This window comes from Rhizobium sp. PEPV16, assembly GCF_008919455.1.
Classification (GTDB): Bacteria; Pseudomonadota; Alphaproteobacteria; order Rhizobiales; family Rhizobiaceae; genus Rhizobium; species Rhizobium leguminosarum_Q.
In genome coordinates, this window is sequence record NZ_VSZV01000245.1 from 5094 (window position 1) to 17214 (window position 12121).

A 12121-nucleotide genomic window follows, 5' to 3' on the forward strand; every position below is an offset into this window, starting at 1 on the left:
CGCGTCTTCATCGACCATCCGCAGCGTGTGCTCAATCGCGACCAGCTTCTGAGCCTGACGCAGGGCCGCGACGCCGATCTCTTCGATCGCTCGATCGATCTCCTGGTCAGCCGCCTGCGTCAGAGGCTGGGCGACGATGCGCGCGAACCGACCTATATCAAGACGGTGCGCAGCGAAGGCTATGTGTTTTCGGTTCCGGTCGAAATATCGGAGCCGCGCCAATGAAGGCGGCAATCCACTGGCGTTCGGGCCTGACGTGGCCAAGCACGTTGCGGTCGCGGATATTTCTCATCCTGCTGATCGGATTGGCCTTGGCCTACGGGTTGTCGTTCAGTGTGCTCTATATGGAGCGGTACATGTCGGCCAAGGCGGTGATGCTCGGCACGCTGGAAAACGACGTGGCAACATCGATTGCGGTTCTTGATCGGCTTCCGCCGGGCGAACGCGGCGATCTGCTCGACCGGCTGAGCCGCGGCAATTATCGTTTCGTGCTCGGGCCCGGCCTTCCCGGCGTGCCTGACACGTCAAGCAAAGGGGCGGAAATCTCAGGAAAGATCGAGGAGGCCATCGGGCACCGCTTTCCAATCCGTATCGAACGGATTCCTGGCGATGTGAACCGATTGCAGGCGCATCTGACGCTGAGCGACGGAAGCCCCTTGACGATCGACGTCACGCCGAAGGGCGTCATGCCGATTGCCGCATGGCTGCCCTATGTCTTCATCGTCCAGATGGCGCTGCTCATCCTCTGCACCTGGTTTGCGGTTCGCCAGGCGATCCGGCCGCTTGGCGAGCTTGCCGCCGCCGCCGATGCTCTCGATCCGAACAAGGACGGTCCGGCTTTGAGCGAGGCCGGGCCGAGCGAGGTCGCGCATGCGGCAAGGGCGTTCAACGCGATGCGGGAGAGGATCGCCCATTATCTCGAGGAGCGCGTCCAGATATTGGCGGCAATCTCGCATGACCTGCAGACGCCGATCACCCGTATGCGGCTGCGCGCCGATATGGCGGAGGATTCGCCTGAGAAAGACAAGCTGGTGCATGATCTCGGCGAGATCCAGCGTCTCGTTCAGGACGGCATTGCCTATGCACGCAGTGCGCATGGCAATGGCGAGAAGAGCGCCCGCATCGATCTCGCCTCGTTCATCGACAGCATAGCCTACGACTACCAGGACATCGGAAAGGCAGTCACCGTCATCGGCCTGGTTCAGGGTGCCGCTTTCACCAAGCCGCATGCCCTTCGCCGCATCCTGTCGAACTTCATCGACAATGCACTGAAGTTTGCCGGCGCCGCCGAGATCAGCGTCGAGCGCAGCCCAGAAAACGATATCATCATCACTGTCATGGACCGCGGGCCTGGAATTCCCGACGATATGCTCGAGGCTGCCATGCAGCCTTTCTTCCGGCTGGAGCAATCCCGCAACCGGGAAACCGGCGGCACCGGTCTCGGTCTTGCGATCGCCCAGCAGCTGACGGCCAAGATCGGTGGGTCGCTCCGGCTCTACAATCGCGCCGGCGGTGGGCTTGCCGCGGAAATCACTATCCGTTGACATCAGGGGCGCTGCAAAATTTCGAGACGTTTTGTATGCGAACATGTCCTCGATATCTGCTGCTACGCTTTGTGACATTTCGGGCATTTTTGGAAACATGGCGGATATATCCATCGGTCAAACCACACTCCGTCAACCCGGTCGCGCACCGCGACCAGTCGCGCTGAGCGACCCAGTCGCCTTTAGCGACGCAACAAAGGAGTGTTCCATGATAAAGATCGACAAGGTTCTCTATACCGGCAAGACCCACACGACAGGCGGGCGCGACGGCGCTTCGCAAAGCGACGACGGCGAATTGGACATCAAGCTTTCGCCTCCAGGCAGCAACCGTGCCGGCACCAATCCCGAACAGCTTTTCGCCGCCGGCTGGTCTGCCTGCTTCATCGGCGCGATCGGCATTGCTGCGGCTAAACAGAAGATCAGGCTTCCCGCAAATCTTGCCGTCGACACCGAGGTCGATCTCGGGGCGACCGACGGCGACTATTTCCTGCAGGCTCGCCTCAAGGTCAGCCTGCCAGGTATCGAAGCGGATCTGGCAAGGGCGCTTGTGGATGAAGCGCACCGCACCTGCCCCTATTCGAAAGCAACCCGTGGCAATATCAATGTCGAATTGAGCATTGCCTGACAGATGGGATCGATCGCCAAAAGGAAACATGACGAGGCCGATCGGGCCTCGTCGATGGAGGAACCAATGAGACTGATGATCATCTGCTTTCTGGGTGCGGCGATTTTTGCAGCGCCCTGCATCTACGATGTAAGCTCACAGGAGCCGTCGCCACTTGCCGGCCTCGTGACGGCGGCATCCGCAGCTTTATCCTCACGGGAGCAACCGCCGCTCCAGCTGCTCTTTTAGACTCACCAGGGAGAAGACTGTGAAACTCTATCAAAACGAAATTTCCTCGGCGACATCTCGAGTCCGCATCGCGCTCGCCTTGAAAGGCCTGACGGCCGAAGCGCTGCCGGTCACCATCCTCGGCGAAGATTCCGAGAGCCGGCAGGCCGGATATCGCAGTGTCAATCCGCAGGGACTCGTGCCCGCCTTGCTGACGGACAGCGGCGTCCTCATTACCCAGTCGCTGGCGATCGTCGAATATCTCGATGAGATAAAGCCTGAACCGCCGCTATTGCCTGACACCGCGGAAGGCCGGGCGCAGGCGCGGTCGATCGCGCTTGCGATCGCAGCCGAGATCCACGCGCTGTTGCCGCCGCGGATCGGCCTGCATCTCAAAACAGCCTTCCAAGCCGACGCCGATGCCATCGCCGCCTGGAGCAGTCACTGGATCGGTGAGGGCATGGGTGCGGTCGAGACGATGATCGCCGGCCGCAGGCAAGGAGCTTTCGTTGTCGGAGACCGCCCGAATATTGCCGATATCTTCCTCTTCCCGCAGGCGATCAGCGCGAGACGCTTGGGGTTCGATCTCACGCAATGGCCTAATATCGCGGAGATCGTCGCAAAGCTCGAGGCGATACCGGCTTTTCACGAGAACGCGCCGGCGCCAAGGAAATGATGCGATTGATGAAGAAGCGGCCGCAAACGACTGCGGCTGCATTTCTTCTGGTGTTCGAATGAGACGTCGCTACCCGTTTGGCCGCTTCTCAGCGATTGACCCTTGCCTGCAGATGGGCGGGGGTAACGATCACCCTCTACCTTGATCGTGCCGAGCGCGCTTTCGATGCTGGCAAGATCCTCGGCCGTCAGTTCCACCTCAGCGGCCTGGATGTTCTCCTCGAGGCGATGCAGCTTGGTGGTGCCGGGGATCGGCACGATCCAGGGCTTCTGCGCCAGCAGCCATGCCAGAGCCATCTGGGCCGAGGTGGCCTTCTTGCGCGCGGCAATCTCCGCGAGGAGATCGACGAGCACCTGGTTGGCCTTTCGCGCCTCCTGAGAAAAGCGCGGCACGACGTTGCGGAAATCCTTGCTGTCGAAGGTGGTGGTTTCGCTGATCGCGCCGGTGAGGAAGCCCTTGCCAAGCGGGCTGAAGGGCACGAAACCGATGCCGAGTTCTTCGAGCGTCGGCAGGATTTCCTGTTCGGGTTCGCGCCACCACGGCGAATATTCGCTCTGGAGTGCCGCCACCGGCTGGACGGTATGGGCGCGGCGGATTGTCTGGGCGCCCGCCTCCGAGAGGCCGAAGTGCCTGACTTTGCCTTCCGCGATCAGCGCCTTGACCGTGCCGGCGACATCCTCGATCGGAACATCGGGGTCGACACGATGCTGGTAGAAGAGATCGATGACATCGGTCTTCAAACGCTTCAGCGCCTGGTCGGCCACCGCGCGGATCTGTTCCGGCCGGCTGTTCATGCCGCTCTGGCCGCCATTGGCATCGAAGTTGAAACCGAATTTCGTGGCGATCACCACCTCTTCGCGGAAGGGGGCGAGGGCCTCTCCCAGAAGCTCTTCGTTCTTATAGGGGTCGTAGGCCTCGGCCGTGTCGAAGAAGGTCACGCCGCGTTCAAATGCCCGCCGGATCAGCGCGATGGCCTCCGAAATGTCCGTCGCCGGTCCATAGCATAGCTCAGCCCCATGCAGCCGAGACCGATGGCTGAGACTTGAAGTCCACTCTTTCCAAGTTCACGCTTCTGCATAGACGTTTCCTTTTCTAACCTTGGTATTGCGTGTCGGTGACATGCTCCATCCAGTCGACTACCTTGCCATCGAGCTGTTCCTGGATGGCGATATGGGTCATTGCCGTCGTCGGCGATGCGCCGTGCCAATGGCGTTCAGCCGGAGCGAACGAGACGACGTCGCCGGCGCGGATTTTCTCGACGGGACCGCCTTCGCGCTGCACGCGACCGCAACCCGATGTGACGATCAGCGTCTGGCCGAGCGGATGGGTGTGCCAGGCGGTGCGGGCTCCGGGCTCGAAGGTAACGCTGGCGCCAGCCGCTCGTTCGGGGTTGGTAGCGGCAAACAGCGGGTCGACACGCACCCTGCCGGTAAACCAATCGGCCGGTCCTTTGGCCGAAGGCTGCGAACCACTTCGCTTGATCTCCATTTTTATCTTCCTTCCAATGTCGGGGTGGCCCGGTCAGTCCAGCCGGACGCGTCCGCCTGGGCAGGACAGGTCCGCCTGAGATGACAGGATATTTAGCGCGTGCGCTTGGCCGCGATTAGTTGGTATAAACGGCAAGAACCCATGAGAAAGTTTCATAAATGCCGCGCCCCGTCGTCAATGACCTCATCGCCTTCCTCGCCGTCGCGCGCGCTCAAAGCTTCACCAAAGCGGCGGGCAAGCTCGGTGTCTCACAATCGGCGCTGAGCCACACCATCCGAGGGCTCGAGGAGCGGCTTGGACTGCGATTGCTGACACGCACGACGCGCAGCGTCTCGCCGACGGAGGCCGGCGAACGTCTGCTCGTCTCCATCGGGCCGCGGCTCGACGAGATCGAGAGCGAACTGGCTGCCTTAAGCGCATTCCGGGAGAAGCCGGCAGGCACTGTCCGCATCAATGCCGGCGAGCATGCGGCCGATGTCGTCCTCTGGCCCGCCTTGGAACAGCTCTTGCCCCATTATCCTGATGTCAATGTCGAGATCATCGTCGACTACGGTCTGACTGACATCGTCGCCGAGCGTTACGATGCGGGGGTGCGGCTTGGAGAACAGGTGGCGAAAGACATGATCGCGGTGCGCATCGGCCCCGACATGCGCATGGCCGTGGTCGGCGCTCCCACCTATTTCGGCAGCAAGCCGACGCCGCTAACGCCGCAGGATCTAACCGACCACAGTTGCATCAATCTGCGCCTGCCGACTTATGGCAGCGTTTATGCATGGGAGTTCGAAAAGAACGGGCACGAGCTCAGGGTTCGCGTCGAAGGACAGTTGGTCTTCAACAATATCGCGCTCCGGCTGAACGCAGTGTTGGCGGGCATGGGTCTCGCCTACATGCCGGAGGACTTGGTCGAGGCACATCTTGCCAACGGGCGGCTGGTGCGAGTCCTCGAAGATTGGTGCCCACCATTTTCCGGCTACCATCTCTACTACCCGAGCCGCCGGCATACGTCGCCGGCATTCGCCCTCGTCGTCGATGCGCTTCGCCATCGGAGTTAAATCGCCGACCCCAGCCTCGGATCAGCACATTGGGACCATACGCGCTTGACCATTTGACATTCCTTCGACCGCCACTAATTCACAGTATAAACTAAAGGAAACAATGAATGAATACTGCTGTGCCTGCCATGAAAGCGCGGACCGGAGTGTCCGGTTTGGACACAATTCTGGCAGGGGGCCTTTCGCCAGGGCACGTGTTTCTCCTGGAGGGAAATCCGGGGGCGGGCAAGACAACGATTGCCCTGCAGTTCCTGATCGAAGGTGCGCGGCTCGGCGAGCAGGGGCTCTACATCACCCTTTCGGAAACCGAGAGTGAACTCCGTGCCGGTGCCGCATCGCACGGCATGGTGATCGACGGCAATATCGAGGTCTTCGAGGTCGTGCCTCCGGAAAGCCTGCTGGATGCCGACCAGCAGCAGAGCCTGCTCTATTCATCAGACCTGGAACTCGGAGAGACGACAAAGGAGATCTTTGCCGCTTTCGAGCGGATTAAGCCAAGTCGCGTGGTTCTCGACAGCCTGTCGGAGATAAGGCTTCTAGCTCAAAGCTCGCTGCGCTACCGCCGCCAGATCCTTGCGCTCAAACACTATTTTGCCCGGCAGGGGGCGACAGTCCTTTTGCTCGATGATCTGACGTCCGACGTGCTTGATAAAACGGTGCATAGCGTCGTGCACGGGGTCATCCATCTCGAGGAGATGGCGCCGAGCTACGGCGCTGAGCGCCGGCGGCTCAGGATCACAAAGTACCGTGGGCAAGCCTTCCGGGGCGGTTTCCACGATTTCACCATTCAAACCGGCGGCGTCGTTGTTTTTCCACGTCTCGTCGCCGCCGAACATCGGTCGAGTTACGTCCGCGACGAGTTATCCTCAAATATTCCGGAACTGGACCTCCTATTGGGCGGGGGGGTGGAGAGAGGTTCCAGTACGCTTATCCTCGGTCCATCCGGTACCGGCAAGAGTACATTCTCGTTTCAATTCCTGGTCGCGGCGGTTGCGCGTGGCGAGAGAGCGGCGGCCTTCATCTTCGACGAAGAGCTTGGCCTGCTTTTTACGCGGCTCAAGGCGCTCGGAATCGATCTCGAGACGCTCAGGAGCAGCGGTCTAATTCACATCGAACAGCTCGACGCGGCTGAACTCTCACCAGGTGAATTCGCGCATCGCGTGCGCGAATGCGTGGACAAGTCGCACGCCAAGACTGTCATCATCGATAGCATCAACGGCTATCAAGCGTCTATGCCCGATGAAAATTCGCTGATCCTTCACATGCATGAGTTGCTTCAATATTTGAACAGGCAAGGCGCCAATACCTTCCTTACCGTTGCACAGCATGGGCTTGTCGGCGACATGAAGGCGCCTGTCGACGTGACCTACCTCGCGGACACAGTCATACTGCTGCGCTACTTCGAGGCTGCGGGAAGGGTGCGGCGAGCGGTCTCCGTGATCAAGAAAAGAACTGGGCTGCATGAGGATACAATCCGAGAGTATCGTATCGACAGTTCCGGGCTGACGTTCGGGGATCCTCTGGTCGGGTTCCAAGGTGTGCTTCGCGGCGTTCCCGAATTTGTCACCGGCGCAGAGCCGCTCCTGTCGACTGATGGCGGGGATCGCGGCAATTCCTAATTCCGGCAAACCGAAAGCATTGATCTATACTCCCGCCGGACGTGATGCCCAGGTGGCGGTATCGCTAATCGACGAAGCCGGCCTATCATCGATTACGGCTGCCGACCTGAATGTCTTTGCCTCTTTACTGAACGATGAGATCGCGCTTGGCGTGCTGACCGAAGAGGCCGTTCGCTGGAGCGATTTGAAGCCGATTGCTGCCTGGGTCTCCGCCCAGCCAAGCTGGTCCGATCTACCGTTCATCGTGCTCACCACGCGCGGCGGCGGGCCTGAACGAAATCCGGCCGCTGCCAGGCTTTCCGAGGTTCTGGGCAACGTCACTTTCCTGGAAAGGCCGTTCCATGCGACCTCCTTCATCAGTATTGCGCGGACCGCGTTAAAAGGGCGCCTGCGCCAATATGAGGCTCAAGCTCAGCTCGAGGCTTTGGGCGAGGGCGAGCGACGGTTGCAGACGGCGCTTGCAGCCGGTCGTCTTGGGGCGTGGGAGCTGGAGCTATCCTCGATGGCCCTGTCTGCCTCGGCCACCTGCAAGGCAGTCTTCGGCCGAAAGCCGGACGATGATGTCACACGCGACGATCTGATCGCAAGCATCCATCCCGACGACCGGGATCTTGTGCTGGCACGCCTGCGCGAGACGATCGATACCGGACGCGACTATTCGATCGAGCACAGGACAATCTGGCCGGATGGTTCACTCCATTGGACGGAGGTCCATGCGCAGCTTTATTCCGACAGATATGGTTCCGCCAGGAAACTCGTCGGGGTCTGTTCCGATACCACCGCCCGCAAGACCATCGAGGAAAATCTGAGACGCCTCAATGAAAACCTCGAAGAGCGTGTGCGGGAACGGACGAGGGAGGTCAACGCCGCTCACCAGACGCTGCTGGAAGAAGTCGCCCAGCGTGAAAAAGCCGAGGAGCAGCTACGCCAATCGCAGAAGATGGAGGCAATCGGCCAGTTGACCGGCGGCGTCGCCCACGATTTCAACAATTTGCTGATGGTCGTTCTTGGAAATCTTGAATTGCTCGGCAAGCACGTTGCCGGAGATGCCAAGGCGACGCGTCTGGTCGACGGGGCGATTCAGGGTGCGCAGCGAGGGGCGGCCTTGACGCAGCGGCTGCTGGCTTTCGCCAGACAGCAGGATCTGCAGGTCAAGCCCGTCGATCTGACCGAGCTGGTCTCCGGCATGAAAGATCTGCTGCGGCGCTCGGTCGGATCCTCGATCGGCATCGAAACCAATCTGCCGACAAGCCTGCCGCCGGCCCTGGTTGATGCGAACCAGCTCGAATTGGCGCTGCTCAACCTTGCAGTCAATGCCCGCGATGCTATGCCGGACGGAGGGGCGCTGTCCATCTCGCTACGCGAGGAAAATGTTGCCGGCGATAAGGGTGGTCTCGGCGAAGGGCCTTATCTTGTCTTGGCGGTGGCCGACTGCGGCACCGGCATGGACGCGGAGACCCTGAAGAAGGCAGTCGATCCGTTTTTCTCGACCAAGGAACTCGGAAAGGGCACGGGCCTAGGCTTGTCGATGATCCATGGACTTGCCGTTCAGCTCAATGGCGCACTTCGTCTGACAAGCGAGCTTGGGGTGGGGACGACCGCGGAATTGTGGCTTCCGGCGACGGCCTGGCGAACCGAGGTGCCGGCCGAGTCGGAGGTGGTTGTTGAGCAAGCCGCATCCAAACTGAAGATCCTCCTGGTCGATGACGACGCCTTGATCGCCATGAGTTCGGTCGACATGCTTGAAGATCTCGGCCACGAGGTCGTCGAAGCAAACTCCGGCTCGCAGGCGCTGGAACTGATCAGTAGCGGTCAGCATTTCGACCTTGTCATCACCGACTATTCAATGCCCGGTATGACTGGCGCACAGCTTGCCCAGGCCGCGCGGGATATTTATCCGGCATTGCCGATCGTGCTGGCGACAGGTTACGCCGATCTTCCTGCCGGGACCGATATCGATCTTCCGAGATTGGCAAAGCCCTATGATCAGGCTCAGCTCGCCAAGGAAATCGCCAAAGCAATGGCAAGCGAAACGGCTCCGCTTCTTAGATCCGGCGGCGACGCAGGTGGTTCAAAGCCTCGGCTGTTCAAGGCCGACGATGTCAGCGATGAAATCGGCGATGGTGCCTGTGTCGTCTAGATCGAAGACCGGCAAGGCCGTGTCCGTGACGGCATGATCGGCGGCGATGGCGCAGATATGGGGATCGCTCGGCGCCAACGGTTCACGATTGGCCGCTTCCAGGCGGCGGGCCTCAATCTTCGGGATCGGCTCGCGCTTGTAACCTTCGATCAGCACGAGGTCGCAGGGGGCGAGGCGGGCGAGGATCTCCTCGAACTCAGGTTCCGGCGCACCGCGCAGCTCGTGCATGATGGCGTAGCGGGTGCCGGAGACGATGGTGACCTCGTGGGCGCCGGCCTGGCGGTGGCGGTAGCTGTCGGCCCCGACCTTGTCGATGTCGAAATCATGATGGGCATGCTTGATCGTCGAGATCCTATAGCCGCGGCGGGTGAACTCCGTCACCAGTCGGACGGCAAGCCCCGTCTTGCCTGAGTTCTTCCAGCCGGCGATGCCGAAGATTTTCGGTGCGGTCATCCGCGAAGGGCCTCCAGCCAGCGTTCCGCCTCGACGAGATCGTCGGGCGTGTTGATGTTGAAGAAGGGATCGAGCAGGCTGGCGCGGGTCGGATGCAGCGGGAACGCCACTTCCGTAACGTCATGCCTTAACAGGAAGTCGCGTACGCGGCGCTTCTCGTCGGTTGCGATCCAGGCTTCGAGATCGGCGGCCAGCGTCACTGGCCAGAGCCCGAAGACGGGATGGCTGCGGCCCTCGGAGGCGGCAATGGCGATCTGCGACGAGTGCTCGATCGCCGCCGCCAGCCGGGCGACGAGATCGGCCGGGAAGAACGGGCAATCCACCGAGACGGTGACGACATGGGTGATCGAGGGCAGGCCGGCGGCATAGACCATAGCGGCATGGATGCCGGCCATCGGCCCGGCCTTGCCGCGAAAACGGTCGGGAACGACAGGCACGCCCTCGGCGGCGGCATCGGCATTGACCGCGACGAGCGGGGCCTGCTGCGAGAGGCGGGTCAGCACATGGTGGAGCAGGCTCTCGGCGCCAAGCATCACGCCTGCCTTGTCGCGGCCCATGCGTTGCGAGCGGCCACCGGCCAATACGACGCCTGCTATATCAGATCTGTCGAGCGAGAATTCAGCCATCATCCTTCCTCAGACCGGCGCGCGCGGCGCGGATTCCTGCGCGATCGGCGACACACGGCGCTTGGCCTCACGATAGAATGTATAGAGGCCGGAGGCGATGACGATCGCAGCCCCGACGAGCGTCCAGCTGTCAGGCACTTCGGCGAAGAAGAGGAAGCCGAGCAGAGAGGAGAAGATCAGGCTGGTATAACGGAACGGCGCGACGAAAGAAATTTCGCCGGTGCGCATGGCGAGGATGACCGACTGGTAGCCGACGAGCACCAGCACCGATGCGAGCACGAGATGCCCAAGCGCTTTAGCGCTGACCGGCTGCCAGCCGCCGAGCACCGGGATGAGGAGCGCGCCGAAGAAGGAGGCTGATATGGCGGTGATGACGGTTATCATCAGCGAGGGAATCTCGGGACTGATGCTCCGGGTGGCGAGATCGCGGCCGGCCGTCGTCAGCACCGCGGCGACGCAGAGGAGGGCGGCGGCGGTGAATCCCTCAGGGCCGGGGCGGATGATGATCATCACGCCGACGAGGCCGACGAGGATCGCCGACCAACGCCGCCAGCCGACCGGCTCGCCGAAGAAGAGGGCAGCGCCGAAGGTGACGACCAACGGCAGCGATTGCAGGATCGCCGAGGCATTGGCGATCGGCATCATGCCGAGCGCGGTGATATAGGTGACGGCGGCGAGCGCCTCGCAGATGATCCTGAAGATGATCATCGGCTCCAGCACGATGCGCCAGGAACGCAGCGCGCCCATTCTCCAGGCGATCAGATAGACGAGCAGGCTGGTGAAGAGGCCGCGGAGGAACATGATCTCGCCGGCGTTCATATAGGCGATCACCGATTTGGACAGAGCGTCGCTTGCGGAAAAACCGGCCATCGCCAAGCTCATATAGATGGCGCCCTCAGTATTGCGTGACCGCGGCATGAAGAGATTCCCGTTACCTGTGCGCTCCTTTTAGTCGCGAAGATGCATGAAGGGAATCGGATGAATGTCACACAAAACATAAATCGATGATGCGGTGCACAATGGCGTCCACGTCAACGTAGGCGTGGACGCAGGTTTCCGCAAATCCCCGTTTTATAAGATGAATTCCGATATTTCCGACGCCGCAATCAAGGCGTCGATGAGGACGCACCGTCGAGCTGCCGGTTCGGCCATAGGCGTTTTTCTCTTCCTGCGCGGGAAACGGGTGGCTGCATCGCCTGATGTTTGAGCATCTCAGATCTCGCAACAACCCAGGAGAGACCGATATGACACTTCTCAACGACAAGATCGCAATCATCACCGGCGCAAGCTCCGGCATCGGTCGCGCGGCGGCGAAACTCTTTGCGCGGCAAGGCGCTAAGCTTGTGGTCACCGGCCGGCGGCAGGATGCGCTCGATGCCGTCATCACAGAAATCGAGGCGGAGGGCGGACAGGCCGTCGCCATATCAGGCGATGTCAGGGACGAGGCGCTGCAGGCACGGCTCGTCGAGACGGCAGTCTCGCGCTTCGGCAGGCTCGACATCGCCTTCAACAATGCCGGCATCCTCGGTGAGATGGGGCCGGTCGCCGGGCTGTCGCTGGAGGGCTGGCGCGAGACGATCGAGACCAATCTCACCGCCGCCTTCGTCGGCGCCAAGCACCAGTCGGCGGCGATGGGAAAAGGCGGCGGGTCGCTGATCTTCACCTCGACTTTCGTCGGCCACACCGTCGGT

The 12121-nt window shown here is 61.2% G+C and carries 13 protein-coding genes and 1 pseudogene; 9 read left to right on the forward strand and 5 right to left on the reverse strand.

From position 1 onward, the window contains the following. The 5 genes from FY112_RS09115 to maiA form a co-directional block, all read left to right on the forward strand. Window positions 1–225, forward strand: a 225-nt coding sequence (locus tag FY112_RS09115) for a winged helix-turn-helix domain-containing protein (protein WP_181018187.1), incomplete at its 5' end; no start/stop codon positions are given. Continuing rightward, window positions 222–1544, forward strand: coding sequence for a HAMP domain-containing sensor histidine kinase (locus tag FY112_RS09120; protein ID WP_131619800.1), 1323 nt, complete (start codon window positions 222–224; stop codon window positions 1542–1544). The genes FY112_RS09115 and FY112_RS09120, both read left to right, overlap by 4 nt. 208 nt (window positions 1545–1752) lie before the next feature. Beyond that, window positions 1753–2169: an organic hydroperoxide resistance protein gene (locus FY112_RS09125; RefSeq protein ID WP_017960752.1), complete on the forward strand. Its 417-nt coding sequence runs from the start codon at window positions 1753–1755 to the stop codon at window positions 2167–2169. 66 nt (window positions 2170–2235) lie between these two features. Next, a complete protein-coding gene (locus FY112_RS36670; RefSeq protein ID WP_168288376.1) occupies window positions 2236–2397 on the forward strand; it encodes a hypothetical protein in 162 nt (53 codons plus the stop codon). A gap of 19 nt (window positions 2398–2416) precedes the next feature. Then, window positions 2417–3052 (forward strand): maleylacetoacetate isomerase, encoded by a 636-nt coding sequence (maiA, locus tag FY112_RS09130; RefSeq protein WP_151518217.1) that lies wholly within the window; start codon window positions 2417–2419, stop codon window positions 3050–3052. An 88-nt stretch (window positions 3053–3140) separates the two neighbouring features. On the opposite strand, the pseudogene FY112_RS09135 reads toward maiA, so the two are convergent. Together FY112_RS09135 and FY112_RS09140 are read right to left on the reverse strand one after the other, a co-directional pair. Then, a pseudogene (locus FY112_RS09135) lies at window positions 3141–4130 on the reverse strand (aldo/keto reductase). 14 nt (window positions 4131–4144) lie between these two features. After that, window positions 4145–4540 carry a cupin domain-containing protein gene (locus FY112_RS09140; protein ID WP_151518218.1) on the reverse strand — a complete coding sequence of 132 codons (396 nt, stop codon included), beginning with the start codon at window positions 4538–4540 and terminating at the stop codon, window positions 4145–4147. Window positions 4541–4698: 158 nt separating this feature from the next. Here FY112_RS09140 and FY112_RS09145 point away from each other — a divergent pair, with 158 nt between their 5' ends. The 3 genes from FY112_RS09145 to FY112_RS09155 all read left to right on the forward strand — a co-directional run bounded on the left by FY112_RS09145 (window position 4699) and on the right by FY112_RS09155 (window position 9351). Continuing rightward, complete coding sequence (locus tag FY112_RS09145) at window positions 4699–5592, forward strand: LysR family transcriptional regulator (RefSeq protein WP_151518219.1); 894 nt, start codon at window positions 4699–4701, stop codon at window positions 5590–5592. A 107-nt stretch (window positions 5593–5699) separates the two neighbouring features. Then, complete coding sequence (locus tag FY112_RS09150; protein ID WP_131664991.1) at window positions 5700–7211, forward strand: ATPase domain-containing protein; 1512 nt, start codon at window positions 5700–5702, stop codon at window positions 7209–7211. Then, window positions 7186–9351, forward strand: a complete 2166-nt coding sequence (locus FY112_RS09155; protein ID WP_077978356.1) for a hybrid sensor histidine kinase/response regulator — start codon at window positions 7186–7188, stop codon at window positions 9349–9351. Before FY112_RS09150 ends, FY112_RS09155 begins: the two co-directional genes overlap by 26 nt. On the opposite strand, the gene mobB is transcribed toward FY112_RS09155, so the two are convergent. From mobB to FY112_RS09170, 3 genes are read right to left on the reverse strand one after another with little or no spacing between them, the layout of a single operon-like run. Then, window positions 9283–9804, reverse strand: coding sequence for a molybdopterin-guanine dinucleotide biosynthesis protein B (gene mobB, locus FY112_RS09160; protein ID WP_151518220.1), 522 nt, complete (start codon window positions 9802–9804; stop codon window positions 9283–9285). The genes FY112_RS09155 and mobB overlap by 69 nt on opposite strands. Continuing rightward, a complete protein-coding gene (mobA, locus tag FY112_RS09165) occupies window positions 9801–10430 on the reverse strand; it encodes a molybdenum cofactor guanylyltransferase MobA (RefSeq protein ID WP_151518221.1) in 630 nt (209 codons plus the stop codon). Before mobA ends, mobB begins: the two co-directional genes overlap by 4 nt. Window positions 10431–10439: 9 nt before the next feature. Next, on the reverse strand, window positions 10440–11348 hold the full coding sequence (locus FY112_RS09170) for a DMT family transporter (protein WP_151518222.1): 909 nt from the start codon (window positions 11346–11348) through the stop codon (window positions 10440–10442). A gap of 326 nt (window positions 11349–11674) precedes the next feature. Between FY112_RS09170 and FY112_RS09175 the strand changes: the two genes are divergently transcribed. Then, on the forward strand, window positions 11675–12121 hold a 447-nt coding region (locus tag FY112_RS09175), incomplete at its 3' end, for an SDR family NAD(P)-dependent oxidoreductase (protein WP_151518223.1).

Bases quoted from the DNA above. Each gene is read 5' to 3' on its own strand.
- FY112_RS09155 (WP_077978356.1), top strand. From the start codon at position 7,186: ATGGCGGGGATCGCGGCAATTCCTAATTCCGGCAAACCGAAAGCATTG.
- FY112_RS09150 (WP_131664991.1), top strand. From the start codon at position 5,700: ATGAATACTGCTGTGCCTGCCATGAAAGCGCGGACCGGAGTGTCCGGT.
- FY112_RS09145 (WP_151518219.1), top strand. From the start codon at position 4,699: ATGCCGCGCCCCGTCGTCAATGACCTCATCGCCTTCCTCGCCGTCGCG.
- mobA (WP_151518221.1), bottom strand. From the start codon at position 10,430: ATGGCTGAATTCTCGCTCGACAGATCTGATATAGCAGGCGTCGTATTG.
- FY112_RS36670 (WP_168288376.1), top strand. From the start codon at position 2,236: ATGAGACTGATGATCATCTGCTTTCTGGGTGCGGCGATTTTTGCAGCG.
- FY112_RS09125 (WP_017960752.1), top strand. From the start codon at position 1,753: ATGATAAAGATCGACAAGGTTCTCTATACCGGCAAGACCCACACGACA.
- mobB (WP_151518220.1), bottom strand. From the start codon at position 9,804: ATGACCGCACCGAAAATCTTCGGCATCGCCGGCTGGAAGAACTCAGGC.
- FY112_RS09140 (WP_151518218.1), bottom strand. From the start codon at position 4,540: ATGGAGATCAAGCGAAGTGGTTCGCAGCCTTCGGCCAAAGGACCGGCC.
- FY112_RS09170 (WP_151518222.1), bottom strand. From the start codon at position 11,348: ATGCCGCGGTCACGCAATACTGAGGGCGCCATCTATATGAGCTTGGCG.
- FY112_RS09120 (WP_131619800.1), top strand. From the start codon at position 222: ATGAAGGCGGCAATCCACTGGCGTTCGGGCCTGACGTGGCCAAGCACG.